We start from the raw sequence: 26,673 nt of genomic DNA on the forward strand, positions 1-26,673 counted from the left end.
GACCCAAGACAGACCATGGCTTTCGACGCGCTCCCCTCCTCCGCAGACCTGGCTACCCTGTCGCCCGCCGCTCTGATTGACGGCGCGGTCCTGCCGGGGGCCGACTGGGCCGAAGCGAACACGGATCGTTTCCTGGCGATGCTTTACGTTGCGCCGCAGCCGTGCGAGGGGCTGGACCGCCTCACCGCCTAAGCCGAACGGACGCCGACATGACGGATCAGACCACGCCTCCCAAATCCGTCTTTGAAACGACCCCCGGCCTGCCTGACCCGGTCACTGTCAGCCGTCTGCTGGTCGAATTGGCTGAGCACAGCCACGCCGCCGTCCGCGCCCAGACCGAAAAGATGCTGTCCGGCGAGTCCCTGCCCTATGATCCGATGCAGATGGCCAACGCCTGGATGGCCTTCAACACCGCCCTCTGGACCGACCCTCAGCGCCTGTTTGAGATCCAGACCCGCAACCTCGAGGACTGGACCGCCCTGTGGCGCACCATGGCCGAGCGCGCCATGGGCCAGACCGCCGAACCGCTGATCGAGCCGGCCAGGGGCGACCGCCGCTTCAAGTCCGCCGCCTGGTCCGACGAGCCGGTCTTTGATTATCTGAAACAGGCCTATCTGCTGGCCGCGCAACAGATCGGCGACCTGGTCCAGACCGCCGACCTGGACGACAAGACCCGCTCCCAGGTCGACTTCTTCGCCCGCCAGACCATCAACGCCCTGTCCCCGGCCAACTATGCGATGACCAATCCTGATGTCGTGCGCCGCACCATCGAGACGGGCGGCGTCAATCTGATGACCGGCCTGTCGAACCTGCTGGATGACTTGGCCACCAACGACGGCCTCGTTCGCCGCCGCGCGCCGCAATCCTTCGAGGTCGGCAAGGACCTGGCCGCCACGCCCGGTGCCGTGGTCTTTCAGAACGACCTGTTCCAGCTGATCCAGTACGCCCCGTCGACCGACGAGGTTTTCAAGCGGCCCCTGCTGTTCGTGCCGCCGCTGGTCAACAAATTCTATCTGTTCGACCTCACGCCCAAGGCCTCCTACCTCAAGTGGCTGGTCGACCAGGGCCACACCGTCTTCGTCATCTCCTGGGTCAATCCCGACAAGTCCCATGCCGACAAGGGCCTTGAGGACTATGTCGTCGACGGCGTGCTGGAGGCCATCGGCGCGGTCGAGGCAGCCACGGGCGAGACCGGCCTGGACCTGGTTTCCTACTGTCTGGGCGGCACCCTGTCGGCCATGACCCTGGCCTATCTGGCCGCGACCAATCAGGCCGATCGCGTCAAGACCGCCACCCTCATCGCCACCTTGGTCGACTTCCGCTCCATCGGCGAATGGTCGGTCTTCACCGGCGAGAAGGAGCTGGAGGTCTTCGAGCGCTATCTGGACGACAAGGGCTATGTCGAAGCCCACGACCTGTCCAAGCTGTTCTCGACCGTGCGCGCCAACGACCTGATCTGGAACGCCGTCGTCACCCACTATCTGCTCGGCGATGAGAGCCGGCCGTCAGACCTGCTCAGTTGGTTCGACGACGGGGCCCGCATCCCCGCCGCGACCCTCAAGCAATATGGCCGTCTGGTCCTGAACCAGAACCGCCTTCGTGAGCCGGGCGGCATCGAGATCAAGGGCACGCCGCTGGACCTGTCCAAGGTCACCACGCCCGTCTTCGTCGTGGCCCTGAAGGACGATCACGTCTCGGCCTGGAAAGACACCTATTCGGGCCGATTCCTGTTCGGCGGCGACACCCATTTCATTCTCGGCGGCTCGGGCCACAACGCCGGCATGATCAACCCCCCCGAGGCCGGCAAGCACGGCTATTGGACCAACGCCGAGCGTCCCGACGACCCGGAAGCCTGGCTGGCCGGGGCCGAAAACAAGCCCGGCTCCTGGTGGCCGGAATGGCAGGCCTGGCTCGCAGACGATCAGAAGGTCGCAGCCCGCACCCCCGGCAAGGGCGGCAAGCTGAAGGCGCTGGAAGCCGCGCCCGGCTCCTACGTCCGCGCCAAATAGGCCCAGGGCCTCAAGCCGGCTCGACGACCGGACGGCGGGCCCTCGCCGCCACCTCGGTCTTCTCGGGTCGGACATAGATCGACGCCAGCTGCGGCCAGTCGGCCCTCAACTGCGCTTCAAGTCGTTCAATCACCGTCTCGGCCTCGCCCACGGTCATCCGGTCATCGAAATCGGCGCTGACCGCAGCAAAAACGATGTGCGGCGCGGCCTGACTGGTCCGCACATGGTTGACGGCGACCACGCCCGGTGCTGCCGCCACCGTGTCCCAGATGCTGGCCACCAGGGCCGGGTCTGCCGCCTCGCCGATCAACAGGCCCTTGGATTCCCGCGCCAGGATGATGGCCACCGCCCCCAGGATAAGGCCGATAATCACCGACGCGACCCCGTCGATCCGCCCATCGCCGAAATGGTGGCTGGCCCACACACCGATCACCGCGATGATCAGGCCGATCAGGGCCGCGCTGTCTTCAAACAGGACGATGAACCCCGGCGGGTCCTTGGAGGTCTGGATCGCCCGCCACCAGCTCAGACGCCCCTTCTTGACGCTGAACTCCTTGACCGCCACCGTCCACGACCAACCCTCCAGCAGCATGGCGATGCCCAGCACGATGTAGTTGATCGTCGGATCGCGCAGCTCTTCGGGGTTCTGGATGTGGCGAATGCCTTCATAAACCGACACACCCGCCCCGACCGCAAAGATCAGAATGGCGACGATAAAGGCCCAGAAATACAGCTCCCGCCCATAGCCGAACGGATAGGCTTCATCGGGCGGACGCTTGGCCCGCTTCTGACCGTACAACAGCAAGACCTGATTGCCGCTGTCGACCAGCGAATGCACCCCCTCGGTCAGCATCGCCGACGAGCCGCTGATCGAGGCGGCAACGAACTTGGCGATGGCGATCCCTAGGTTCGCGAACAGCGCCGCGAACAGCACGATATTGTCCTTGATGGGGTTAGGCTTGGACGTGATATCGGTGGCGGTCATGTCGGTGTCTCCCCGAGGTCAGCCTAATTAAGCGACATCGAAGAACTCAGTTCCACCGCAATGCAAGTTGGAGCAGATCGCGCCCTCAATCCTCGTCCATCTTCAGGGCCGCGATGAACGCCTCCTGCGGAATATCCACCTTGCCGAACTGGCGCATGCGCTTCTTGCCGGCCTTCTGCTTTTCTAGGAGCTTCTTCTTGCGGGTGGCGTCGCCGCCGTAGCACTTGGAGGTCACGTCCTTTCGCAGCGCCCGGACGGTTTCGCGGGCGATGATCTTGCCGCCGATGGCGGCCTGGATCGGGATGACGAACATGTGGGGCGGGATCAGCTCCTTCATCTTCTCGACCATGCCGCGGCCGCGCGTTTCGGCGCGGTTGCGGTGGACCAGCATCGACAGGGCATCGACGGGTTCAGAGTTGACCAGGATCGACATCTTGACCAGGTCGCCGACCTTGTAGTCGGTCAGCTCATAGTCGAACGAGGCATAGCCCTTGGAAATGGATTTCAGCCGGTCGTAGAAGTCGAACACCACCTCATTGAGCGGCAGCTCATAGACCACCAGCGCCCGTGAGCCGACGTAGGACAGCTCCAGCTGATTGCCGCGCCGGTCCTGGCACAGCTTGATGACGCCGCCGAGGTAGTCGTCCGGCGTCAGGATGGTGGCCTTGATCCACGGCTCACTGATCGTGTCGATCTGCATCACGTCGGGCAGGTCGGCGGGGTTGTGCAGGTCGATCGACGTCCCGTCCCTCAGGCCGATCTTGTAGACCACCGACGGGGCGGTCGCGATCAGGTCGAGGTTGAACTCGCGGCTGAGGCGCTCCTGGATGATCTCCAGGTGCAAGAGGCCGAGAAATCCGCAACGGAAGCCGAAGCCCAGCGCGGCGGACGATTCCATCTCATAGGTGAAGGAGGCGTCGTTCAGCCTCAGCTTGCCGATGGCGGCGCGCAGGTCCTCGAAGTCAGCGGCATCGACCGGGAACAGGCCGCAGAAGACCACCGACTGGACCTCCTTGAAGCCTTTCAGCGGTTCGGCGGTCGGGCGCTTTTCGTCGGTGATGGTGTCGCCGACGGCGGCGTGGGCGACCTCCTTGATCTGGGCGGTGATGAAGCCGACCTCGCCGGGGCCGAGCTCCTCGACCGGGGTGTTCTTGGGCAGGAAGACGCCAACCCGATCGACCAGGTGCGTCGAGCCGTTCTGCATGAACTTGACCCGCTGACCCGTTTTGAGCGTGCCGTCAAACACCCGCACCAGCAGCACCACGCCCAGGTACGGATCGTACCAGGCGTCTACCAGCATGGCCTTGAGCGGCGCATCTCGGTCGCCCTTCGGTGCCGGCAGGCGGGTGACGATGGCCTCCAGCACATCCTCGATGCCGAGGCCCGACTTGGCCGAGCATTCGACGGCGTCTGATGCATCCAGACCGATGACGTCCTCGATCTGGGCCTTGACCCGCTCCGGCTCGGCGGCGGGCAGGTCGATCTTGTTCAGGACCGGGACGATCTCGTGATTGTTGTCGATGGCCTGATAGACATTGGCCAGGGTCTGGGCCTCGACCCCTTGCGAGGCGTCGACCACCAGCAGCGATCCCTCACACGCCGCCAGCGAGCGCGACACCTCATAGGCAAAGTCGACGTGGCCGGGCGTGTCCATCAGGTTCAGGACGTAGTCGAGCCCGTCTCTGGCCTTGTAGTTCAGCCGCACGGTCTGGGCCTTGATGGTGATTCCACGCTCCTGCTCGATCTCCATATTATCAAGGACCTGCTCGCGCATCTCGCGTGCGGTCAGGCCGCCGGTGAACTGAATCAGCCGGTCCGACAGGGTCGATTTGCCGTGGTCGATGTGGGCGACCACTGAGAAGTTTCGGATGCGCTCGATCAGCGTGGACATTTTTCGGGAGTTCCTTCAGGGCGCGGCCCCTAGCACGTCAGGCTTTCGAGCGCCAAGGCGAGAGGAGAAACGGCGGGTTTCTGTGTGAAGGATTTTTAATCGAGACGATCTTCGTTGCAGCCGCTCGCCAGTCGCCTAAAAGGTCGCTGACTGAAGGGATTTATCGTGTTCGAAGACTCTGCCCGACCCACACCGCGCCAACCGCGCTTCGACAAACGCGCCCGCATCGCGGCGATCATCGCCGCCGTCGCGGCCGTTGTTGCGGTGCTGTTCCTGTTGTTCGGGCGAGGACACGAGGCCACCGAGCCGGCCGCTGCCGCCGCGTCGGCGGGCGGACAGGCTGTGTCTGTCGTCACCGTAGCGTCAGACACCCTCGCCGGGGTCGTGACGGCTTCGGGCACGGTGTCGGCCTGGGAAGAGGTTCCCGTCGGAGCCGAGACTGGCGGTTTGACGGCGGTGGCGGTGCTGACCGACGAAGGGCGCTACGTCCACCAGGGCGAGGTTCTCGTCCAGTTGAACGACACCCTCCTGCGCGCCCAGTTGCGCCAGCAGGACGCCGCCGTCGCGTCGGCCCAGGCGTCCGTGGCCCAGGCCGACAACGCCCTGGCCCGCGCCCAGGAGCTGCGCGACCGCGGCTTCCTGTCCCAGGCCGGCCTCGACAACGCCATCGCTCAGCAGGCGACCGCCCAGGCCCAGCTCAACGCCGCCAGCGCAGGGCGTGCCGAAACCCAGGCCCGACTGGCTCAAGCCGCGATCCGGGCGCCGGTTTCGGGTCTGATCATCAGCCGCTCGGTGACCCGCGGCCAGATCGTCCAGCCCGGCAGCGAGCTATTCCGGATCGTCCGCGACGGACGGCTGGAGCTGGACGCCCAAATTCCCGAGACCGAGATCCGACTGGTCCGCGCCGGTCAGCCGGTGCAGATTTCGTCGGACGAGGCGGGTGCCGGCTCGGGCACCGTTCGTATCGTCACGCCGGAGGTGGACCCCCAGACCCGCCTGGGCGTCGCCCGTATTTCGCTCGGGGCCGGCAGCGGGTTGCGACCCGGGATGTTCGCCCGCGCTCGCATCAATGTCGGTGCCCTTCCGGCCATCGTCGTGCCGCCCGCCGCCATCGTCTATCGGGAAGGTCGCGAGGGCGTCTACGTGCTGCAGACGGACTCGCGCGTCCACTTTCAGGTCATTCGCACCGGCGAGCGCACTGACCAGCAGGTCCAGGTGCTGGAAGGCTTGTCCGCAGGCCAGCAGGTGGTCACCGACGGCGCTGGCTTCCTGGGTGAGGGGGATCATGTTCGCGTGACCCGCGCTGCGCCGGCTGAGGGCGCGCGCCGATGAACGGTATGTCGTCCTGGTCGATCCGGAATCCGATTCCGATCGTCCTGCTCTTCATCGTCCTGACGATCGCAGGTCTGGTCAGCTACACTCGGCTGCGCACCAATAACTTCCCGGACGTCGATCTGCCCGTGGTGGTCGTCACCGTCGTCCAACCCGGTGCCGCGCCGACGGAGCTTGAGACTCAGGTCACCCGGCTGATCGAGGACTCGGTCGCGGGCCTGGGCCAGGTCCGCCACATCCAGTCGACCGTGACCGACAGCGCCTCGACCACCAGTATCGAATTCCAGCTGGGCGTAGATCTGGAAAAGGCAACCAACGACGTCCGCAACGCGGTGACCGCCGTGCGCCAGAGCCTGCCGGCCGACGTTCAGGAGCCGATCGTCCAGCGCGTTGAATTCACCGGCATCCCCATCTCGAACTACGTGGTGCGCGCGCCGGGCATGAGCCCCGAGCAGCTCAGCTGGTTCGTCGACAACGATATCGCCAAACGCCTGTTGTCGGTTTCGGGCGTCAGTCAGGTGCAGCGCGACGGCGGCGTCAGCCGCGAGATCCGGCTCAAGCTCGATCCGGCCCGGCTGGAAGCCTATGGCGTCACCGCCTCGGACGTCTCCAACCAGCTGCGGGCGGTCAACATCAACCTGCCGGGCGGCCGGGGCGAAATCGGCGGCGAGGAACAGGCGATCCGTACCCTGGGCTCTGCAGCCTCAATCGAGGACCTGCGCGAGACACGCATCGTCACCCGCGCCGGCTCCTCCGTGCGGCTGGCCGATCTGGGCGAGGTGGTGGACGAGTGGTCCGAGCCGCGCGGGCGCGCGCGCTTCAACGGCGCGGAGGTCGTCGGTTTTGGCGTCGTACGCTCCATCGGCTCGTCTGAAGTGGATGTCTCGGACCGGGTCCAGGCCGAGGTCGAGGCCATCGACGCCGAGCTCGACAATGTCGAGATCGAGCTGGTCACCACCACGACCCAGGACGTTCGCAACAACTTCCATGCGTCGGTCGAGGCGCTGTTGCTGGGCGCCGGTCTGGCAGTCGCGGTCGTGTTTTTGTTCCTGCGTGACTGGCGCGCCACCTTGGTGGCGGCCGTAGCCATGCCGATGTCGCTGATCCCGACCTTCTGGATCATGGATCTGACCGGTCAGTCGCTGAACGTCGTGACGCTTCTGGCCCTGTCGCTGACGGTCGGCATTCTGGTCGATGACGCTATCGTCGAGATCGAGAACATCGTCCGGCATATGCGCGACGGCAAGGCCCCCTATCCCGCGGCGATCGAGGCGGCCGACGAGATCGGCCTGGCGGTGGTGGCCACCACAGCAACCCTTGTGGCGGTGTTCGCCCCGACCGGTTTCATGCCCGGCGTGGTCGGGCAGTTCTTTAAATCCTTCGCCATCGCAGCCTGCGTGAGCGTGTTGTTCTCGCTGCTGGTAGCGCGAACCCTGACGCCTCTTATGGGTGCCTATCTGCTCAAGCGGGACGAAAAGGAGCACGGCGATCCGTTCTGGATGGCGGGATATCAGAACGCCCTGAAATGGGTTCTGGGCTCGTCGGCCTCGCCCGAGCTTCGGGCTGAGCATCGCAACCGCCAGGGCGGCTGGTTCCGCCGGAAGGTGGTTTACCGCCTGCTTGATCACCGCATCTGGTCGCTGGGCCTGGGGGCGCTGTTCTTCGTCTTCTCGCTGTTCCTGGCCACGCAAATTCCCGGCGAGTTCATCCCGGTCGAGGACATTTCCCGATCAACCGTCCAGGTCGAACTGCCGCCTGGCGCGACGCTGGAAGAGACCGACGCCGCCGTGCGTCAGGTCACGGCTGTGCTGGCGGCTCGGGAAGAGGTGACTTCAATCTACAGTTCAGTCGGCTCGGCGACCTTCAGTTTCGGTCCCGGTGGGGGCGGCTCGAGCGGTGAGGTCCGCCGCGCCAATCTGACCGTCAACCTTGTGCCCAAGGCGGAACGTCGGCTGTCGCAATCCGAGTTCGAAACCGAGATCGGCCCGATGCTGCGCGAAACCCCAGGTGCCCGGGTCAGCTTTGGCCAGGAAGGCGGCGGCGGCGGCCGGATGTCAGTGTCGCTTGTCGGCGACGATCCGGCGGTTCTGGAGCCGGTCGCCACGGCGGTCGAGCGCGAGATGCGCGGTATCGAGGGCTTGAACAACGTCACCTCATCCGCATCACTCGTTCGCCCTGAAATCCTAATCACACCGCGCCAGGATCTGGCGTCGCGTCTGGGCGTGACTTCCGCCGACATCTCCCAGGTGGCGCGTGTCGCCACTCTGGGTGACGCTGATCAACTCCTACCCAAGTTCAATCTCGGCGACCGCCAGGTGCCGATCCGGGTCATGTTGGCCGTCGACGCGCGCGAAGATCTCTCGGTGATCGAAAACCTGCGCGTGCCGACCTCGACGGGCACCCTGGTGCCGCTGTCGGCCGTCGCCGACATCAGTTTCGGCGCTGGCCCCAATCAGATCAGCCGCCTCGATCGCCGGCGTGTGGCGACCATCTCGGCTGAACTGGGCGCGGGGGCCACCCTCGGCGGAGCGCTGGAATCGGTTCGTGCGCTACCGTCGATGCAGTCGCTGCCGTCCGGCGTCATGGAGGCCCCGTCCGGTGAGGCCGAGAGCTTCCAGGAGCTGGGGCTGGGCTTCGCCTTCGCCCTCGTGACCGGCATTCTGTTGATGTACGTCGTGCTGGTGCTGCTGTTCGGCAGCTTCTTCCACCCGATCACCATTCTGGCGGCACTGCCCGTGTCGTTCGGCGGGGCCTTCCTGGCCCTGATGCTGACCGGGAGGTCGCTGTCGATGCCAGCCCTGATCGGCATCATCATGCTGACCGGGATCGCGGCCAAGAACTCGATCCTGCTGGTGGATTACGCCATCATCGCCATGAAGGAGGGGATGGGTCGGTACGACGCCATCCTCGACGCCGCCCACAAGCGGGCGCGGCCGATCCTGATGACCACCCTGGCCATGGGCTTGGGGATGCTGCCAATCGCCATGGCCGTCGGCGAAGGGACCGAGTTCCGATCACCCATGGCAATCGCTGTGATCGGCGGACTGATCACCTCGACGGTTCTGTCGCTGCTGTTCGTGCCCGTGGTGTTCAGCGTCATCGATGGGATCAAGACGCGCCTGGAGCGCGTGCTGGACCGCGCCTTCGCCGATCAGAAGGCCGCTGCGGACGAAATGTCCAACGGTAAATGATCAGCCGGCGCGAAGCTGGCTGATCGTCCGGCCCGGGGCGATGTCCTCGGGCGAGGTGATCAGGTGGATCAGGGCGGGGCCGTCGGCGGCCAGGGCCGCTTCGAGGGCGGGGCGGAAGCCCTCGGTCGTCTCGACGCGCGCGGCCGTCAGCCCGAAGGCCTCGGCGAAGCGCACGAAGTCCGGGTTCTTCAGATCGGTGCCCGAAACCCGCGCCGGATAGTCCCGCTCTTGATGCATGCGGATGGTGCCGTAGGTGCCGTTGTCGACGACGACGAACACGGCCTTGGCATCATACTGAACCAGGGTCGCCAGCTCCTGGGCCGTCATCATGAAGTCGCCGTCACCGGCGATGTTCACCACCTGTCGACCCGGCTCCATGATGGCCGCAGCCACCGCCGCCGGCACGCCGTAGCCCATGGCCCCGGATGTCGGGGCCAGCTGGGTCCGGCAGGCCTTGTGGCCATAGAAGCGGTGCAGCCAGGCGGCGAAGTTGCCCGCCCCGTTCGTCACAACGGCGGTGGGCTCCAGCACCTCGCCGAGCGTCTTCATGCATTCGCTCATATTGACCGCACCGGTCACGGCCACCGACGTGGAAAAGGCGAGGTAGTCGGCGTGGGCCGTCTCGGCCTCGTCATGCCAGCTTCGGCCCGGCTTGAGCTCCGACAGGGCCAGGGCCGCCAGCGAGTTGTCGGAAACCGCCGCCATCAGGGTCGGCCAGACCCGGCCCAGTTCTTCCGGTCCGGGATGGATGTGCACCAGACGGCCTCCCGTCTCGGTGCGGTCGAACAGGCTGTAGCCTTGCGTCGGGTTTTCACCCAACCGCGCCCCCAGGGCGATGATCAGATCGGCCCCCTTGGCCCGCGCCGTCAGCTTGGGATTGCAGCCCAGACCGAGATCGCCGGCATAGTTGGGCCGGTCGTTCGACAGGATGTCCTTGCGCCGGAACGACAGGGCGACAGGCAGGCCGAGCCGCTCTGACCAATCGCCGATGGCCATCGCCGCCTCATCGGTCCAGCCGGACCCACCCAGTACCAGAAGCGGACGCTCCGCCTTCGACAGGCGTTCGTTCAGCTCAGCCAGAAACGCCGGCGACAGCGCGGCCCTGGCGGGCGTCACCGCCTGTTTCGGCTCCGGCCCACCCTGATCGTGCAGAATGTCTTCCGGCAGGGCGATGACCACAGGCCCCATCCTCCCCTGAAGCGCCGTGGCGAAGGCCCGCTCGACCACCTCAACCGTGCGCTCGGGGCTTTCGATCTCGGTCGCCCATTTGGCCAGGCCGCCGAACACCTCACGGTAGTCCACTTCCTGAAAGGCTCCGCGGCCCCGGTCGGCCAGCCCGACCTGTCCGACAAACAAGATCATCGGGGTCGAATCCTGATGAGCCGTATGGACCCCGATGGAGGCATGGGTGGCACCCGGCCCGCGGGTGACCATGCAGATGCCGGGCCTGCCGGTCAGCTTGCCGTAGGCCTCGGCCATATTGGCCGCCCCGGCCTCATGGCGGCAGATCACCAGCTTGATCTGATCGCGCACGTCATAGAGCGCATCCAGCACCGCCAGATAGCTTTCGCCCGGTACGCAGAAGACGTGATCGACCCCGTTTATGACCAGGGTTTCGACCAGACGGCGGGCGGCGGTATCAGGAGCTTGCGTCATGGTCGCGCTCCTAGCGACAATTCGGCTCTGTGGCGAGCCTGCGCCTTGACACCCCCGTCGCAATACCGATGGTTGGGTTGTCCGCTTGCGGACACCCCAGACCCCCCGAAGGAGAGCCGCGTGGCCCACAAGTTTGAAATCTACAAGGACAAGGCGGGCGAGTTCCGCGTTCGCTTCAAGTACAATTCCGAAGTGATGTTCGCTTCCGAAGGCTACAGCTCCAAGGCCTCGGCCCAGAACGCCATCGATTCCGTCAAGAAGAACGCCCCAGGCGCGCCGGTCGAAGACAACAGCTAGGCTGTCGATCTGACATCTTTTGCAACGCCCCCGGAAGCCTCCGGGGGCGTTTGCTTTTGGGGGTCAATAGCCGCCAGCCCTGGCGACCCGTTCGGTATGGTACCCCGCGTCGCCGAACAGCTCCTGGGCCACCCGCATCCGCTTCATATACAGGCCGACATGGAACTCATCGGTCATGCCGACGCCGCCGTGCATTTGCACCGCCTCCTGGACCGCCAGTTCGCCGGACTTGCCGGCGCGGGCCTTGGCGACCGCAAGCAACAGGGCCGCGTCGTCGGAGCCGGCGTCCAGCGCCTGCAAGGCCTTTAGAATGACGGCCTGGGTGATCTCGATTTCGGAATAGAGATGGGCCGCGCGGTGCTGCAACGCCTGGAACTCCCCAATGGCTTTGCCGAACTGGGTGCGGTCCCGCAGATAGGTCAGGGTTCGGTCGAAGGCGGCCTGGGCGGCTCCCGACATTTCGGCCGCCACAGCGCCCTCGCCGAGGCGAAGAACGCGATCAAGGACAGATCCGTCGGCGGCACCGAGCAGGGCGTCGGCGTCGACCGACACGTCCTTCAGGTCAACACGCGCGGCGTTGTGCGCATCGACCATGATCGTGCGCTCGACCAACAGGCCGGCGACGCCCGGATCAACCAGAAACAGGCCGACCCCGTCGTCCGTCCGCGCCGCCACGATCAACACGTCTGCGATATGGCCGTCGACCACCAGGGCCTTTGACCCGTTCAGCTTCCAGCCGTTTCCGGCGCGTTCGGCGCGCGTGGCGATCCGGTCCGGTCGGTGTTTGGGACCCTCAGCGATAGCAACGGCCGCAATGGCCTCTCCGGCGGCGAAGCGGGGCAGCCAGTCCGTCTGTTGCGCCTCCGAGCCACCGTCGATCAGGGCGCGCACGGCGAGCAGGCCCGTCGACAGAAAGGGCGAAGGCGTGAGATTGCGCCCGATGGCCTCGGCCACGATCCCCGCTTCCACGGCACCCAGGCCGGACCCTCCGTAGGCCTCGGGGATGATCACCCCCGCCAGTCCCATCTCACCAAACGCGCGCCACAGGTTGCGCGAGACGCCGTCGGCGTCGCGGTCGTCGCGCAGCTGGCGCAGGTGGGTGATCGGCGCGTTCTCGCTGAGGAACCCCTCGGCGGCCTCCTTCAGCATTGATTGTTCGTCGGTGAGGATCAGGGGCACTTCCGTCTTCCTTCGTTCGTCATCCTCGGGCTTGACCCGAGGATCAGGTGATCCGTCCGCTCAGCACTTCGATCGGAAGCGCCGAGCCTGCTTCATCGTCTGGCCCTCTGGTCAGGCCCGAGGGAGACGATGGTAAGAGGTCACGCCCCCGGCAGCCTGAGGATGTGCTTGGCCAGGATGTTGAGCTGGATTTCGCTGGTCCCGCCCTCGATGGAGTTGGCCTTGGTCCGTAGCCAGTCGCGGGCGGCCTGGCCGTGGTGGGACCGCGCGCCCTCCCACTCCAGGGCGTCGACGCCACCGGCCGCCATCAACAGTTCGTGGCGGCGCTTGTTCAGCTCTGACCCATAGTATTTCAGCATGGAGGCGACCGCTGGGTGGGCCTGACCGGCCTTGACCTGATCGCCGACCCGTTCGAGCGAGGCCCGAAAGGCGATGGCGTCGGCCTCCATCTCGGCGATGCGGGCGCGCAAGACCGGGGCGTCCAATCGGCCCTGGTCGTCCGCCCCGATGCTGTCGCGCGCGACCGCGCTCAAGGGTCGCCCGGCCCCGACCTCGCCCATGGCCCCGATCATGGTGCGCTCATGCGCCAGCAGATACTTGGCCACGTCCCAGCCGCGGTTGAGCGTGCCGACCAGGTTTTCCTTCTCGACCCGCACGTCGTCAAAGAAGGTTTCGCAGAAGGGGCTCTTGCCGGAAATCAGGGTGATCGGACGGGTGGTCACCCCCGGCGTCGCCATGTCGAACAGGACGAACGAAATTCCCAGATGTTTGGGGGCCTCGGGGTCCGTCCTGACCAGACAGAAGATCCAGTCGGCCTTGTCTGCGTAGGACGTCCAGATCTTCTGACCGTTGACGATCCAGTGGTCGCCCCGGTCCTCGGCCTTCGTCTGTAGGCCCGCCAGATCGGACCCAGCGCCCGGCTCGGAATAGCCCTGACACCAACGAACTTCGCCGCGCACGATTTCGGGGAGGTGTTTTCTCTTCTGCTCCTCGGTCCCGAAGGCCAGCAGCGCCGGGCCGAGCATCCAGACACCGAAGCTGAGGAGGGCCGGCTGGGCGTTGATACGGCGCAGCTCGGAAGCCAGAACCTTGGCCTCCTCGCGGCTCAGGCCACCGCCGCCGTATTCGGCGGGCCATTCCGGGGCGGTCCAGCCCCGCGCGCCCATGCGGTCCAGCCACAGCTTGTGGCCCGGCGTCGCAAAGACGGCCTTGCGTCCACCCCAGATGGCGTCGTCTTCGCTCTTGGCCGGGCCACGCACCTCCGGCGGACAATTGGCCTCCAGCCAGGCCCGCGTCTCGGCGCGGAAGATGTCCAGATCGCTCATGCGCGTCGCCTCCCAACAGTCGGTCGATGAGATAGCAGGGCGCCGCAACGGAAGGCTACGCCGATCAATGCTAGCCGGACCGCCACCCGCGCCCTATAGACGCCTCCCATGAGCCAGACGCCGCAACAGGGCCTGAAGCCCAATACCGCCGCCTTTGAAAACATCCCGCTGGTCAAGCCGACCGGGTTCCGGGAATACGATGCTCGCTGGGTCCTGAACGAGGAAATCAATCTTCTCGGGATTCAGGCGCTGGGCCTGGGGCTGGCGACCTATATTCACGAGATCGGCGTGACGCCCAGGATCGTCGTGGGTCACGACTTCCGCGCCTACAGCCTTAGTGTCAAACAGGCGCTGATCCTTGGGCTGCTACAGGGCGGATGCGAGGTGCTGGACATCGGCCTGGCCCTGTCGCCCATGGCCTATTTCGCCCAGTTCGCGCTGGAGGCGCCATGCGTGGCCATGGTCACCGCCAGCCACAACGAGAACGGCTGGACCGGAGTGAAGATGGGGGCGCATGCTCCCCTGACCTTTGGCCCCGAAGAGATCGGTTGCCTCAAGGAGATCGTGCTGGGTGGCCTGGGCGTCGAACGTGACGGCGGCAAGCTGGTGCGTATCGAGAATTTCCGGGACCGCTACATCGAGGAGGTCGCCGGCAAGGTGAAACTGAGCCGGCCGATCAAGGTCATCGCCGCCTGCGGCAATGGCACGGCCGGGGCCTTTGCACCGGACGCCCTGCGGGCCATGGGTGCGGACGTCATCGAGATGGACTGCGACCTCGACTGGACCTTCCCCAAATACAATCCGAACCCGGAAGATTCCGAAATGCTGCACGCCATGGCGGCGGCGGTGAAGGCTCAGGGGGCGGACGTGTGCCTGGGCTTCGACGGCGACGGCGACCGCTGCGGTGTGGTCGATGATCAGGGCGAGGAGATCTTCGCCGACAAGATCGGCCTGATGCTGGCCCGCGACCTGTCGGCCCTGCACCCGAACTCGACCTTCGTGGTCGATGTGAAATCGACGGGCCTTTACGCCACGGACGAGGTTCTGGCGGCCAATGGGGCCACGACCGTCTATTGGAAGACCGGCCACTCCTACATCAAGCGCAAGACCGCCGAGCTGGGTGCCCTGGCCGGGTTCGAGAAGTCGGGCCACTTCTTCTTCAACGCCCCGCACGGGCGCGGCTACGACGATGGCCTGGTGGCCGCCGCCGCGATTCTTCAGATGCTGGACCGCAATCCCGGCCGCAAACTCAGCGATCTGAGACAGGCCCTGCCGGTGGCCTACACCTCCCTGACCATGAGCCCGCACTGCGCCGATGAGATCAAATATGATGTCCTGGCCAAGGTTGTGGCCGAATACGAAAAGCTGGGTGCCGACGGCGGCTCCATCCTGGGCCGCAAGATCACCGAGGTGATCACGGTAAACGGCGCGCGGGTGCATCTGGAGGACGGATCGTGGGTGCTGGTGCGCGCCTCGTCGAACAAACCCGAACTGGTCGTCGTCGTCGAAAGCACCCAGTCCGAAGACGACATGCGTGCCCTGTTCCGAGACGAGGTGAAGCCGCGTCTTGCCCGCCACCCGGAAGTCGGGGCCTATAATCAGGAAATCTAGGCCTTGACCGTCGCCATCGTCGGTGCCGGTCTGTCGGGGTCGCTGCTCGCGGCCCAGCTGGCTGGCCGCGGGCACGATGCGGCGTTGATCGAGCGGGCCGGTGTCTTCGGGCTGGGACTGGCCTATTCCACGACGAATGACAGCCATCGGCTGAATGTGCGTTCGGGCCGGATGAGTGCTCTGGCTGACGATCCCGGCCATTTTGTACGCTGGCTGGACCAGACCGGCCACTGGGACGCCGATCCCAACGCCTTCGCACCGCGCCGCGTCTATGGCCTCTATGTCCAGGACCTGTTGGCCGAGGCGGAAGCCACCGGGCCGGGGCGAATCCGGCGAATCGCCAGCGAGGCCGTCCAGGTCACACCCACCGGATTGAAGCTGGCCGATGGTCGCGAGATCATTGCTGATCATATCGTCCTCGCGACCGGCAATCCGGCCCCCCAGACTGCGGGCGGGACCGCCGGCATCATCGCCGACGCCTGGGCACCGGGCGCGCTGGACGGCATCGGGCCGGATGACGATGTCGTCGTCCTCGGATCGGGCCTGACCATGATCGACGTGGTCCTGGAGCTGGACGACCGAGGCTGGCGAGGCCGCGCCGTGGCGATTTCCCGGCGCGGGCTACTGCCCCGATCCCACGACGTCTCCCAGAGCCACCCGTCGCCCAGGCCCCCTGCCGACACGGCGCTGTCCCAACGCATGAGAGCCTTTCGCGCCCGTGCCGACGAGATCGGCTGGGGCGTGGCCATGGACGAACTTCGCAGCCTCAATGCAGAGCTGTGGGTGGCGTTGGATCAGGTCGCGCGCGCGCGTTTCCTGCGTCACCTGCGACCCTGGTGGGACGTTCACCGCCACCGGATCGCACCCGACGTCGCGCGGCGGATCGAAGCACTGACTCAGCTCGGTCGACTGGTCGTGCGCGCCGGGCGACTGGAGACGGTCACGTCGGTCGGTGAAGGCGTAGACGTCCAGTGGCGCCCCCGCGGGTCGGATAGGGCTGAGGCGACCCGAGGGCGGGCCCTCATCGACTGTACGGGTCCGGGCGTTGACCCGGCCCGGTCCACCGACGCCCTGACCCGCAATCTGCTGGCGACAGGTCTGGCGGGTATCGACCCATTGCGTCTGGGGCTCAGCGTCGACAGGCAGGGGCGGTTGCTGAACGCTACCGGCCATGCGTCTGAGCGCGTCCATGTTCTGGGCCCACCCAGCCGCGCCGCGGTCTGGGAGATCGTGGCCGTGCCGGATATCCGGCAACAGGTCCAGGCACTGGTTGAGCGCCTGGCGGCTTAACCCGCCGCCCTGACCGCCTCAGCGATGTCACGCACGACCGCGCGCACCAGGGCGTCGTCGTCGCCTTCCGCCATGACCCGGATCAGAGGCTCCGTGCCTGAGGCCCGAACCACCACACGTCCGCTACCTTCCAGTCGCTCGCGTCCCTCAGCAATCGCGGCCTTGACCGCAGCCGTTTCCAGGGGTTTGCCCCCCCTGTGCCTGACGTTCTCAAGAAGCTGGGGCACGGGGTCGAACTGGCGAGCCAGTTCGCTCATCGGCTTGCCTGAATCCGCCAGCACCGCCAGCACCTGTAGCGCCGCCATCATCCCGTCGCCGGTGGTGGCATGGTCATGCAGGATAATATGCCCGGACTGTTCCCCGCCGATATTGAATCCGCCCTCGCGCATCCGCTCCATGACATAGCGATCGCCGACCTTGGTGCGCTCCAGCGTCAGCCCTTCGGACTGAAGACGGCGCTCCAGACCGAGGTTTGACATGATGGTCGCCACCACGCCACCGCCGGTCAGGCGACCGCGCCGGTGCCAGTCCAGGCCAATCAGGGCCATAAGCTGATCGCCATCGACGACGCGGCCCGTTTCATCGGTGATGATGACGCGGTCGGCATCCCCGTCCAGCGCGATGCCGACGTCCGCGCCGTGACGACGAACGGCCGCAGAGACGTTCTCAGGATGGGTCGAGCCGCATTCGGCATTGATGTTCATCCCGTTGGGCTCAACGCCCACGGCGAAGACATCGGCCCCCAGCTCATACAGGGCTGTCGGGGCCACCTGATAGGCCGCGCCATTGGCGCAATCGACCGCGATCCGCATGCCCTTGAGGCTGAGCCGTTTGGGAAAGACCGCCTTGATGATCTCGACATAGCGGTGGCGGGCGTCGTCGATCCGCTTGACCCGGCCCAGGCTGGCCGAGGCGGCCAGGCTGGAGCCTAGATCCTCCTGCATAAGCCGCTCGATCTGGAGTTCGATGTCGTCCGACAGTTTGTAGCCGTCCGGGCCGAACAGTTTGATGCCGTTGTCGGCATAGTCATTGTGCGACGCTGAGATCATCACACCCAGATCTGCCCGCATCGACCGGGTCATCATGGCGACACCCGGCGTCGGGACAGGGCCGAATGTCCGCACATCCACGCCCATCGACGCGAACCCTGCCACCATAGCGGGCTCGATCATGTAGCCTGACAGGCGCGTGTCCTTGCCGATCACCACCAGATGGCGTCGATCATCCTGGGACATGAAGAGCTTGCCGGCCGCCAGGCCGACCTTGAGGGCGATTTCGGCGGTCATCGGATAGGCGTTGGCCTTGCCCCGGATGCCGTCCGTTCCAAAATAGGCACGTTCAGTCATAGATCGTTTCAACCTCGCCAGCGCGCCAAAGTCGAGAAACTTCGTGCAATCGGGTTTTACAACTTGGCGAGATCACCAGTGCTATGGGCGCGGTGAAAGCGATCAGTCTCAGGAGCAACGCCTATGTGCGGTATTATTGGCGTCACCGGAACCGGCCCGGTTACCCCCCGCCTGATCGACAGCCTAAAACGGCTGGAATACCGCGGCTACGATTCCGCCGGGGTTGCTGCCCTGGTTGACGGCGTCACCGAGCGCCGTCGCGCCCAGGGCAAGATTCGCAATCTCGAAACCGTGCTGGCCGAAACGCCCCTGAACGCGACCGTCGGCATCGGCCATACGCGCTGGGCGACCCACGGGGCTCCGACCACCGAGAACGCGCACCCGCACAAGGCCGGGCGTGTGACCTTGGTTCATAACGGCATCATCGAGAACTTTGCGGAGCTGAAGGCTGAGCTGGCCGCTGAAGGCCATGTTTTCGAGAGCCAGACCGACACCGAGGTCGTGGCTCATTTGCTGGACCGCGAGCTGGCCAAGTCGAACGATGCCATCGCGGCGTTCAAGCGTGTCCTGGATCGCCTGACGGGAGCCTATGCGCTGGCCGTCCTGATCGACGGTGAGGACGAACAGATCCTTGGAGCCCGACGGGGCAGCCCCCTGGTCGTCGGCTGGGGTGAAGACGAAATGTATCTCGGCTCGGATGCCCTGGCGGTCGGGCCGTTTACCCAGCAGATCAGCTATCTGGAGGAAGGCGACTACGTCGTCCTCAATCGTGCCGGGGCGCGTTTCTTTGATTCGACCGGCTCTGAGGTCGAGCGCGCGGTGGTCCAAGTCTCAGCCTCCTCAGCCATGGTCGAGAAGGGGGCGTATCGCCACTTCATGGAAAAGGAGATCCATGAGCAGCCCGACAGTGTTCAGCACACCCTGTCGGCCTATCTGGATCTGGTTTCGGGCACAGCCCGGTCCCAACCGGTCGATTTCTCCAAGCTCGACCGGGTACAGATCGTGGCCTGTGGCACCGCCTTCTTTGCCGGTCAGATCGGGCGCTATGCCTTTGAACGCCTGGCCGGCCTGCCTTGCGATGTCGAGATCGCGTCGGAGTTTCGTTATCGCGAGCCGGCGGTGTCCCCTTCGACCCTGGCGGTCGCCGTCAGCCAGTCTGGCGAAACCGCCGACACCCTGGCCTGCCTGACCTGGTGCAAGGCGCATGGGCTCAAGACGGCTGCCATCGTCAATGTCCACACCTCGTCCATGGCCCGCGAGGCCGATGTTCTCTGGCCGACCCATGCGGGGCCGGAAATCGGGGTGGCCTCAACCAAGGCCTTTACCGCCCAGGTCGCCGCCCTGCTGGCGCTGGCCGTTGCCGCCGGTGTGGCACGAGGCCGGATCGACGCCACGCGTGAGGCCGAACTGGTCAAGGCCCTGTTCGAGGCCCCACGTCTGATCTCCGAAGCCCTGGCCATGGACGCTGACATCCGCCGTGAGGTGGTTGAACTGGCCAAGGCCGATGATGTCCTGTTCCTGGGCCGCGGGGCCATGTACCCGTTGGCCATGGAAGGCGCGCTCAAGCTCAAGGAAATCAGCTACATCCATGCCGAGGGCTATGCCGCCGGCGAGCTCAAGCACGGGCCGATCGCCCTGATCGACGAATTCACCCCGACGGTGGCCCTGGCCCCTCTGGACGACGTGTTCGAGAAGACCGCGTCCAACCTTCAGGAGGTTGCGGCGCGCGGCGGTCCGGTGATCATGATTGCGCCTGCCGAGGCTGAAGCCCCGCACGGGGCCAGCATCCGTCGTATCGATGCGCCCGACTGTCACCCCCTGATCGCGCCGCTGGTCTATGCGGTGCCGATGCAGTTGCTGGCCTACTATACGGCCGTTCAGAAGGGCACCGACGTCGATCAGCCGCGTAACCTGGCCAAGTCCGTCACCGTCGAGTAGCGCCTATTGAGGCGGAACCGTCAGGGGTTCATCCGCCTGCGGATAGGCGTCTTCGGGCACGTCCTCTTCGGCCGGGATGGCGTCGTCCGGCGGCAGGTCTTCGGCATGGATCGCATCATCCAGTGGCCCGTCAGGCGCGACCACCGGTGCCTCTGTGCCGGCCTTGTCTTCAGCCGCCGGTTGGCAGGCCGCGACCGTCATGGCGGCCAAGGCCAAGCCTGCGAGTGTCCCCGGTCTGATCATGCCAAGCCCTCCTTGGATATCGTCTTTGAAAGAACCGCTCCTGGCAAAGCCGGTTCCCAAGCCGCGCCGATCATCCTATGTCGTCGACGCATCCCCATGTCAGAAGCTAGAGCATATGACCGCTGTTAGAAAAGCCGTTCTTCCTGTCGCGGGCCTCGGCACACGGGTCCTGCCGGGGACCAAGACCACGCCCAAGGAGCTGCTGAACGTCGTCGACAGGCCGATCCTGTCCTACATCGTCGAGGAGGCGCGCGAGGCGGGGATCGAGCACATCGTCTTTGTGACGGGCCGCTCCAAAGGGGCCATCGAGGACTATTTCGACCACCAGGTCGAGCTGGAGGCCCAGCTGGAGGCCAAGGGCAAGACCGATGTGCTCGAGGCCGTGCGGCGCGACCTGCCCAAGGCCGGCGAAATGAGCTTCACCCGCCAGATGGCCCCGCTGGGGCTGGGCCACGCGGTCTGGTGCGCGCGCGACATCGTCGGCAATGAGCCGTTTGCCGTGCTGCTGCCGGACGTGATCGTGGATTCAGCGCCGGGAGCCCTGGCCCAGCTGATGCGGGCCTATGATCTGGTCGGCGGCAACATCATCGGCGTGGAGGAAGTGCCCGCCAGCGAGACGCATAAATACGGCATCATCGACCCCGAGCGCACCGAAGGCCGGATGTCGGCGATGAAGGGCATGGTCGAGAAGCCGGCCCAGGGCACGGCCCCGTCCAATATGTCGATCGCCGGGCGCTACATCCTGCAGCCGGAGATCTTCGACATCCTGGAAAGCCAGCCGCGCGGTGCCGGCGGCGAGATTCAGCTGACCGACGCCATGGCGACTCTGATGGGGAGCCAACGGTTCACCGCCTATCAGTATGAGGGGATCACCCACGACTGCGGCGACAAGATCGGCCTGCTGAAGGCCAATGTGGCCCTGGCGCTGAAGCGGCCGGACCTGGGCGACGCGGCGCGCGCGGCGCTCCAGGGTCTGATCTGATCGCCGTGCCCAAGGTCCTGCTCATCGTCGGCGGCGGCGTGGCGGCCTACAAGGCGCTGGAGCTGGTGCGGCTGATGCGCAAGGACGGGATGGAGGTGCGCGCCATCCTGACCGAGGGCGGGAGCCATTTCGTCACCCCCCTGTCCCTGGCGTCCTTGACCGAAAATCCGGTCGGCGGCGACCTGTTCGACCTGACGGCGGAACAGGAGATGGGCCATATCGTCCAGTCGCGTTGGGCCGATCTGATCGTGGTCGCGCCGGCCACCGCCGACCTGATGGCCAAGGCGGCGAACGGCCTGGCCAATGACCTGGCCTCGACCACCCTGCTGGCCACCGACACGCCGGTGCTGATGGCACCGGCCATGAATGTGCGGATGTGGACCCATCCGGCGACCCAGCGAAATCTGGCCCAGCTCAAGGCCGACGGCGTCGCCTTCGTCGGGCCGGACGAGGGGGAGATGGCCTGCGGCGAGTTCGGCGAGGGCCGACTGGCCGAGCCGCCGGTGATCCTGAACGCCATTCGCGCCCGCATCGGTCGGGACGACAGCCTGAAAGGGCGTCACATCCTGATCACCGCCGGGCCGACCGAAGAGCCTCTGGACCCCGTGCGCTTCCTGTCCAATCGTTCGAGCGGCAAGCAGGGCTACGCCATCGCGAGCGCGCTGGAGCGGCGCGGGGCGACGGTGACGCTGATCTCCGGGCCGACCGCCCTGCCGGCGCCGGCGGGCGTTACGCGCGTTCAGATCGGTACGGCCGAGGAGATGCTGGCGGCCTGCAAGGCCGCGCTTCCGGCCCAGGTCGCGATCATGACGGCGGCGGTGGCCGACTGGCGTCCGGCCGAGGCCGCGCCCGAAAAGCTCAAGGACAAGGCGACCCGCACGACCATCGAACTGGTCGCCAATCCGGACATCCTGGCCCAACTGGCGAAGGACGGACCGGATCGCCCCGCCCTGGTCATCGGCTTCGCCGCCGAGACCGAGAAGCTGATCGAGCACGCGCGCGGCAAGCTGGCGAAGAAGGGCTGCGACTGGATCGTGGCCAATGACGTCGGCGGCACCGGCGTCATGGGCGGCGACGCCAATACGGTGACGCTGATCGACGCCGACGGCGAAGAGGCCTGGCCGAGGCTGTCGAAGGCCGAGGTGGCGGAACGGCTGGCGGAGCGGATCGCGAAGACGCTGGGTTAGGTCTTGCGGTCGTGGCCGCTTCGCGTTGAACCTGGGGGCTTAGCAGCGCGAGTAGAGGTGTCGCCGTGTCAACCAAGCCCACTTTGGCCGCTGCCTCTGCCATCACATTTGCGATCGTGGCTGCGCTCATAGGCGGAGCTCTGGCGCGACCTGTAGTCGACTGGCTATTCGCGGATGGGGCTAGAGGCTCGGACGTCCAGTGTGTTGCAGAAGATCGCGTCTGCGTCGGCATGCCTGCGACAGCTGCGTTCGGCTACGGAGTGGACGACCATATCGGGGGGGTTCTTAGTGTCAGTTGCGGATTCTCTGAACCCGGCGCAGGAGCCGGTAACCATATGAACCCCCTCCAACTCATGACGGGTGACTGTGTCGAGGACAAATTCGTTGTCGGCTTTTCGACTGGGCGCAGGCTAACGAACGTCTGGGTCGATGCTGGTGTGATTGTCAGACTTGATGACTATCCGCGCCACTCATTTGATCCCTGAGACGCGAACTGACCTCCCCAGTGCCTTAACGCCCCGACGCCTCCGCCAGCACCGCCCCATACCCCGGCGCGACCTCCATTGCCTCTGTCACCCCCTTCTCCGCCAGCAGGCGGTGCGCCCGCTTCAGGCTCCAGCAGGGCAGGTGCATGAAAATGTGGTGCTCGGCGTGGAAATTGACCCAGTAGGGGGCGATGAAGGCGCGCTCCCACCAGGCGGCGTGGGTGGTGCGGGCCTGGCGCAGGGGGTCGATCTCGGAGTTCTCGACGCAGGCGTGCTCGGCGATGTTCCTCAGGCGCGTCACCATCGGAAACCAGGTCGCCAGCGGCAGGAGCCACAGCGCAAAATACGCCCACCAGACCCCCGCCAGGATCGCCCCAGCCAGCATCGCGCCATTGACCAGCAGGAACGGCGCCGCCGACCGGGCGGTGACGCGGGCGCCTTCCGGCAGATCCTCATCGGGCGGCACCCGCACGAAAAACGGCGCGATCCGCTGTTTGAAGAAGGTCTGGCCGGTCAGGTCGCGGATGATCTTGCGCCTGAGCGAGGCGCGCGTCACCGGAAACGGCGCCGACAGCGGCAGGTCCGGGTCTTCAACCTGCTGGGCGTATTTGTGGTGGCTCAGGTGATAGGGACGATAGGCGCTCAGGCTGGCGCCGATGGGCACAGCGCACAGCCAGTGGCCGACCCAATCATTGACCTTGAGGTTGGGATGCAGCCCCGCATGGGCCGCCTCGTGCATCAATATGGCCAGACCCAGCTGACGCGTGCCGATGACCATGACGCTGAGCGGGATCAGCCAGGGGATCCACACCCCCAATGCCACCGCCAGGGCGATGACGCCCCAGCAATGGATGACCAGCGCCAGCCCCTTCCAAGATGACCGCGCCGACAGCCCCGCCCATTCCTCGGGCGAGAAGAAGTCGTTCGGCCTCAGGCGGGCGACGGCGGGCATGGGGAGACGTTAGCCCGTCTCGTCATGGCCGAGAAGCCGCGTCCCTTTCGTCATCCTCCGGCGCGCGCAGCGCGACCGGGGGACCCAGAGCAACGCCCGCACTTCGCGCCGATTTCTCAGGTCATCCTGGGTCCCCCGATCTGCGCCGCTGCGCGGCTTGTCGGAGGATGACGATGGGAACGAGGGCCTAGCCCCACGGTCCACGGGGCGTGGTCGGCACGCCGGTTGACGGCGCCCGGGGCGCAGCCGGCGTTGCGGTCAGCGTCGGACGACGCCCGCCCATGCGACCGGCCAGCTCCATCAGGGCCTTCACCCGGTTGGCGGTGTTCGGGTGGGTCGAGAACAGATTGTCCGCCCCCTGGCCCGACAGCGGGTTGATGATGAACAGCTGGGCCGAGGCCGGGTTATGCTCGGCGGTCGGGTTCTCGATGCGCTTGGACCAGCCCTCGATCTTTTGCAGGGCCGAGGCCAGCGCCTGGGGATCGCCGGCGATTTCGGCGCCGACGCGGTCGGCCTCATATTCGCGGCCCCGACTGATGGCCATCTGCACGAGCGCGGCCGCCATGGGTGCCAGAAGCGCCATGGCGATGGTCCCGATCATGCCGCCGGGCCGGTCGCGGTCGCCGCCGCCGCCGAAGAACAGGCCGAAGTTGGCCAGGGCCGAGATGGCGCCCGCCACCGTGGCGGTGACCGTCATGGTCAGGGTGTCGCGGTTCTTCACATGGGCCAGCTCATGGGCCATGACGCCGCGGATCTCTTCACGCGTCAGGGCGCGCAGCAAGCCCTCCGTGGCACATACCGCCGCATTCTCGGGGTTGCGGCCCGTGGCGAAGGCGTTGGGCTGTTCGGTCGGGATGATGGCGATCTGCGGACGCGGCAGGCCGGCATCTGCAGACATCTGAACAATGTCGGCGACATAGTTGCGGATCAGCGGCTCGGGGTGGCTCTCATCGACCGGCACGGCGCGATACATCCGCAGCACGATCTTGTCGGCGTTCCAGTAGCTGAACAGGTTCATGCCCCCGGCGAACACCAGGGCGATGAGCATGCCTGTGGTTCCGCCGATCAGATAGCCGAGGCCCATGAACAGGGCGGTCAGAGCCGCCAGGAGGACAAAGGTCTTGAGGTGATTCATGCCCGCTATGTGGCGAGCCCGACCCCGGGACTCAAGAGGCTACGGCCCGACGTCGTTCGGGTCGTCCCGTCCATCGTCGATCGCGCGCGGCAGGGTGATGTCGATGCCCAGAGCGCGGGCCAGGGCGGCGTCCCGCTGGTACACGTCCTCGCGGAAGGCCACCGCCCCCTGGCCGGTGACGAAGGCCGTCCAGTAGAGCAGCCGCACCGAGATTTCCCGACCGGTCTGAACCCGTGTGGTCGTGCGGGCATCCAGGGCCTGGTCGAACTGGGCCAGGCGTTCCGGATTCGGCTCCAGCAGCAGACGGGCGAAGTCGATGGCGTTCTCAACCCGGACGCAGCCATGCGACCGGTGGCGATAGGCGTTGCGGAACACGCCACGCGCCGGCGTGTCGTGCAGGAAGATGGCGTAGCTGTCGCGCAGCTCGAACTTCACATAGCCGAGCGCCGCCGTCGGGCCGGCGCGCTGAACCACGCGCCCGTCGGAGGTCACATACATGTTGTTGGCGCGCAGATAGGCAGCGCCGCGTGGCAGGATTTCGTTGCGGGCAATCCCCATGGGCACGTTCCACGGCGGATTGGCGACGACCGAAGCGAACGGTTTTTCAAGGCTGGGGGTCTGGTTCGCCGGCGTCCCGACCACGACCCGGTTGGAGTGAACCGGACGCCCTTCGTGCCAGTAGACCATGATGGCCGCCGCTGTATTGACCTCGATCCGCTCAGGATTGAGGTCACGCTTGAGCCAGCGGCGACGTTCCAGGTTCAGGGCAATCTGGCGGGCACGGTCCGTGGCCGTCGCCGACAGGGCCGAGGATGAGCCCTGGCCGATGATGCCGTCTGAAACCAGACCGTGACGCACCTGGAACCGGCGCACGGCCGTCTGGATGTCGTCGGAATACTGGGTCGTCTGCGGGTCGATCGACGCCATGTCGGTCCGGCTGAGATCACCCTCGGCACGCAGACGCTGGATCAGGGCGGGGATACGATGATCCGTGTCACCGGGCCGGATCGGCCCACCGGCACCAAAGACAGGCCAGCCACCGTTCAACGAAATGTCGCGATAGCGGATATAGCCGGCCGACAGATTGGTATAGCCGATATCCGTCGGGGCCAGGGCGTTCATCCAGTCGGACAGTCGGTTCTGGCGAAGCGCCTCTGCCATGGGGGCACCCAGCGCCACCCGGTTCGGCTCCATCTCCCACAGATCCTCGACGGTCGTGGGATCGACCGTGCCTTCTGACAGGACCTTGGCATAAGTCAGGGCGGCCACGGTCAGGCGCATATCTGCCATCTGTGGGTCGGCGACAACGGCCACGCCATCCAGATAGTGGGCCGGGTCAAGACCGTGACGATCTGCCTGACCGATCACCTGGCCCAGCAGCTGGACACGCTCCGGTGTCCAGGCGGGCTGCCAGCCGAGCACCTCATAGAAGCCCCGGATATCGGCCTGTAGCGCCGCCGGCTGGGACGCCAGCTGGTCGTTAAATGTCTGATAAAACGGGCTGATCGGCGCGCCCGCCGGCGTGGCGGGCTGGATCTGGCCCAGACCCGTTGCGCCACCAAGCGCAACCGCAGAAGCCGAAAATGCCAGTTCGCGTCTGTTCAAGCCCATGGACACCATTCCTTGATCCGCCCTGTCC

The 26,673-nt window shown here is 66.0% G+C and carries 20 protein-coding genes; 10 read left to right on the plus strand and 10 right to left on the minus strand.

Annotated elements, in window-relative coordinates:
• Window positions 1-15: 15 nt before the first annotated feature.
• Together G391_RS0102795 and G391_RS0102800 are read left to right on the plus strand one after the other, a co-directional pair.
• Window positions 16-192, plus strand: coding sequence for a hypothetical protein (locus tag G391_RS0102795; protein ID WP_156893827.1), 177 nt, complete (start codon window positions 16-18; stop codon window positions 190-192).
• 17 nt (window positions 193-209) lie between these two features.
• Window positions 210-2,009, plus strand: a complete 1,800-nt coding sequence (locus G391_RS0102800) for a PHA/PHB synthase family protein (protein WP_051257078.1) — start codon at window positions 210-212, stop codon at window positions 2,007-2,009.
• 10 nt (window positions 2,010-2,019) lie between these two features.
• On the opposite strand, the gene G391_RS0102805 is transcribed toward G391_RS0102800, so the two are convergent.
• Both G391_RS0102805 and lepA read right to left on the minus strand, forming a co-directional pair.
• On the minus strand, window positions 2,020-2,994 hold the full coding sequence (locus G391_RS0102805) for a cation diffusion facilitator family transporter (RefSeq protein WP_035303497.1): 975 nt from the start codon (window positions 2,992-2,994) through the stop codon (window positions 2,020-2,022).
• An 85-nt stretch (window positions 2,995-3,079) separates the two neighbouring features.
• The gene (gene lepA / locus G391_RS0102810) at window positions 3,080-4,885 is read right to left on the minus strand and encodes a translation elongation factor 4 (protein ID WP_029086165.1); all 1,806 of its coding nucleotides are present in this window, start codon (window positions 4,883-4,885) and stop codon (window positions 3,080-3,082) included.
• A gap of 165 nt (window positions 4,886-5,050) precedes the next feature.
• Here lepA and G391_RS0102815 point away from each other — a divergent pair, with 165 nt between their 5' ends.
• Together G391_RS0102815 and G391_RS0102820 are read left to right on the plus strand one after the other, a co-directional pair.
• Entirely contained in the window at window positions 5,051-6,217 is a 1,167-nt protein-coding gene (locus tag G391_RS0102815; protein WP_051257079.1) for an efflux RND transporter periplasmic adaptor subunit, read from the plus strand.
• Entirely contained in the window at window positions 6,214-9,408 is a 3,195-nt protein-coding gene (locus tag G391_RS0102820; protein WP_029086167.1) for an efflux RND transporter permease subunit, read from the plus strand. The genes G391_RS0102815 and G391_RS0102820 overlap by 4 nt, the downstream gene beginning before the upstream one ends.
• Here G391_RS0102820 and G391_RS0102825 read toward each other — a convergent pair whose 3' ends face one another.
• Window positions 9,409-11,064, minus strand: a complete 1,656-nt coding sequence (locus G391_RS0102825; RefSeq protein WP_029086168.1) for a thiamine pyrophosphate-binding protein — start codon at window positions 11,062-11,064, stop codon at window positions 9,409-9,411.
• Window positions 11,065-11,184: 120 nt separating this feature from the next.
• Between G391_RS0102825 and G391_RS15390 the strand changes: the two genes are divergently transcribed.
• Window positions 11,185-11,361 (plus strand): YegP family protein, encoded by a 177-nt coding sequence (locus G391_RS15390; protein WP_084169100.1) that lies wholly within the window; start codon window positions 11,185-11,187, stop codon window positions 11,359-11,361.
• Between the two features lie 63 nt (window positions 11,362-11,424).
• Here the strand turns inward: G391_RS15390 and G391_RS0102835 are convergent, their stop codons facing one another.
• Both G391_RS0102835 and G391_RS0102840 read right to left on the minus strand, forming a co-directional pair.
• On the minus strand, window positions 11,425-12,540 hold the full coding sequence (locus G391_RS0102835) for an acyl-CoA dehydrogenase family protein (protein ID WP_029086169.1): 1,116 nt from the start codon (window positions 12,538-12,540) through the stop codon (window positions 11,425-11,427).
• A gap of 140 nt (window positions 12,541-12,680) precedes the next feature.
• Window positions 12,681-13,865, minus strand: coding sequence for an acyl-CoA dehydrogenase family protein (locus tag G391_RS0102840; RefSeq protein ID WP_029086170.1), 1,185 nt, complete (start codon window positions 13,863-13,865; stop codon window positions 12,681-12,683).
• A 108-nt stretch (window positions 13,866-13,973) separates the two neighbouring features.
• Here G391_RS0102840 and G391_RS0102845 point away from each other — a divergent pair, with 108 nt between their 5' ends.
• Both G391_RS0102845 and G391_RS0102850 read left to right on the plus strand, forming a co-directional pair.
• Window positions 13,974-15,476: a phosphomannomutase/phosphoglucomutase gene (locus tag G391_RS0102845; protein ID WP_029086171.1), complete on the plus strand. Its 1,503-nt coding sequence runs from the start codon at window positions 13,974-13,976 to the stop codon at window positions 15,474-15,476.
• Window positions 15,477-15,479: 3 nt separating this feature from the next.
• Entirely contained in the window at window positions 15,480-16,766 is a 1,287-nt protein-coding gene (locus G391_RS0102850) for an FAD/NAD(P)-binding protein (protein ID WP_029086172.1), read from the plus strand.
• Here the strand turns inward: G391_RS0102850 and glmM are convergent.
• Window positions 16,763-18,112, minus strand: a complete 1,350-nt coding sequence (gene glmM, locus G391_RS0102855; protein ID WP_029086173.1) for a phosphoglucosamine mutase — start codon at window positions 18,110-18,112, stop codon at window positions 16,763-16,765. The genes G391_RS0102850 and glmM overlap by 4 nt on opposite strands.
• Before the next feature lie 123 nt (window positions 18,113-18,235).
• Between glmM and glmS the strand changes: the two genes are divergently transcribed.
• Window positions 18,236-20,050, plus strand: a complete 1,815-nt coding sequence (gene glmS, locus G391_RS0102860; protein ID WP_029086174.1) for a glutamine--fructose-6-phosphate transaminase (isomerizing) — start codon at window positions 18,236-18,238, stop codon at window positions 20,048-20,050.
• A gap of 3 nt (window positions 20,051-20,053) precedes the next feature.
• Here the strand turns inward: glmS and G391_RS0102865 are convergent, their stop codons facing one another.
• Window positions 20,054-20,293, minus strand: coding sequence for a hypothetical protein (locus tag G391_RS0102865; protein ID WP_029086175.1), 240 nt, complete (start codon window positions 20,291-20,293; stop codon window positions 20,054-20,056).
• Window positions 20,294-20,408: 115 nt separating this feature from the next.
• Here G391_RS0102865 and galU point away from each other — a divergent pair, with 115 nt between their 5' ends.
• Together galU and coaBC are read left to right on the plus strand one after the other, a co-directional pair.
• Entirely contained in the window at window positions 20,409-21,275 is an 867-nt protein-coding gene (galU, locus tag G391_RS0102870) for a UTP--glucose-1-phosphate uridylyltransferase GalU (RefSeq protein ID WP_029086176.1), read from the plus strand.
• On the plus strand, window positions 21,275-22,462 hold the full coding sequence (gene coaBC / locus G391_RS0102875; RefSeq protein ID WP_029086177.1) for a bifunctional phosphopantothenoylcysteine decarboxylase/phosphopantothenate--cysteine ligase CoaBC: 1,188 nt from the start codon (window positions 21,275-21,277) through the stop codon (window positions 22,460-22,462). Before galU ends, coaBC begins: the two co-directional genes overlap by 1 nt.
• A gap of 510 nt (window positions 22,463-22,972) precedes the next feature.
• On the opposite strand, the gene G391_RS0102880 is transcribed toward coaBC, so the two are convergent.
• The 3 genes from G391_RS0102880 to G391_RS0102890 all read right to left on the minus strand — a co-directional run bounded on the left by G391_RS0102880 (window position 22,973) and on the right by G391_RS0102890 (window position 26,645).
• The gene (locus G391_RS0102880; RefSeq protein ID WP_029086178.1) at window positions 22,973-23,899 is read right to left on the minus strand and encodes a fatty acid desaturase family protein; all 927 of its coding nucleotides are present in this window, start codon (window positions 23,897-23,899) and stop codon (window positions 22,973-22,975) included.
• Window positions 23,900-24,086: 187 nt separating this feature from the next.
• Window positions 24,087-25,034 (minus strand): zinc metalloprotease HtpX, encoded by a 948-nt coding sequence (htpX, locus tag G391_RS0102885; RefSeq protein ID WP_029086179.1) that lies wholly within the window; start codon window positions 25,032-25,034, stop codon window positions 24,087-24,089.
• A gap of 39 nt (window positions 25,035-25,073) precedes the next feature.
• Window positions 25,074-26,645 (minus strand): L,D-transpeptidase family protein, encoded by a 1,572-nt coding sequence (locus G391_RS0102890; protein WP_245572022.1) that lies wholly within the window; start codon window positions 26,643-26,645, stop codon window positions 25,074-25,076.
• Window positions 26,646-26,673: the final 28 nt, after the last annotated feature.

The organism is Brevundimonas aveniformis DSM 17977, from assembly GCF_000428765.1.
GTDB classification, from domain to species: domain Bacteria; phylum Pseudomonadota; class Alphaproteobacteria; order Caulobacterales; family Caulobacteraceae; genus Brevundimonas; species Brevundimonas aveniformis.

Bases quoted from the DNA above. Each gene is read 5' to 3' on its own strand.
- G391_RS0102865 (WP_029086175.1), bottom strand. From the start codon at position 20,293: ATGATCAGACCGGGGACACTCGCAGGCTTGGCCTTGGCCGCCATGACG.
- G391_RS0102820 (WP_029086167.1), top strand. From the start codon at position 6,214: ATGAACGGTATGTCGTCCTGGTCGATCCGGAATCCGATTCCGATCGTC.
- G391_RS0102840 (WP_029086170.1), bottom strand. From the start codon at position 13,865: ATGAGCGATCTGGACATCTTCCGCGCCGAGACGCGGGCCTGGCTGGAG.
- lepA (WP_029086165.1), bottom strand. From the start codon at position 4,885: ATGTCCACGCTGATCGAGCGCATCCGAAACTTCTCAGTGGTCGCCCAC.
- G391_RS0102805 (WP_035303497.1), bottom strand. From the start codon at position 2,994: ATGACCGCCACCGATATCACGTCCAAGCCTAACCCCATCAAGGACAAT.
- G391_RS0102795 (WP_156893827.1), top strand. From the start codon at position 16: ATGGCTTTCGACGCGCTCCCCTCCTCCGCAGACCTGGCTACCCTGTCG.
- G391_RS0102845 (WP_029086171.1), top strand. From the start codon at position 13,974: ATGAGCCAGACGCCGCAACAGGGCCTGAAGCCCAATACCGCCGCCTTT.
- G391_RS0102825 (WP_029086168.1), bottom strand. From the start codon at position 11,064: ATGACGCAAGCTCCTGATACCGCCGCCCGCCGTCTGGTCGAAACCCTG.
- htpX (WP_029086179.1), bottom strand. From the start codon at position 25,034: ATGAATCACCTCAAGACCTTTGTCCTCCTGGCGGCTCTGACCGCCCTG.
- G391_RS0102890 (WP_245572022.1), bottom strand. From the start codon at position 26,645: ATGGGCTTGAACAGACGCGAACTGGCATTTTCGGCTTCTGCGGTTGCG.
- galU (WP_029086176.1), top strand. From the start codon at position 20,409: ATGACCGCTGTTAGAAAAGCCGTTCTTCCTGTCGCGGGCCTCGGCACA.
- G391_RS0102880 (WP_029086178.1), bottom strand. From the start codon at position 23,899: ATGCCCGCCGTCGCCCGCCTGAGGCCGAACGACTTCTTCTCGCCCGAG.
- glmS (WP_029086174.1), top strand. From the start codon at position 18,236: ATGTGCGGTATTATTGGCGTCACCGGAACCGGCCCGGTTACCCCCCGC.
- G391_RS0102800 (WP_051257078.1), top strand. From the start codon at position 210: ATGACGGATCAGACCACGCCTCCCAAATCCGTCTTTGAAACGACCCCC.
- glmM (WP_029086173.1), bottom strand. From the start codon at position 18,112: ATGACTGAACGTGCCTATTTTGGAACGGACGGCATCCGGGGCAAGGCC.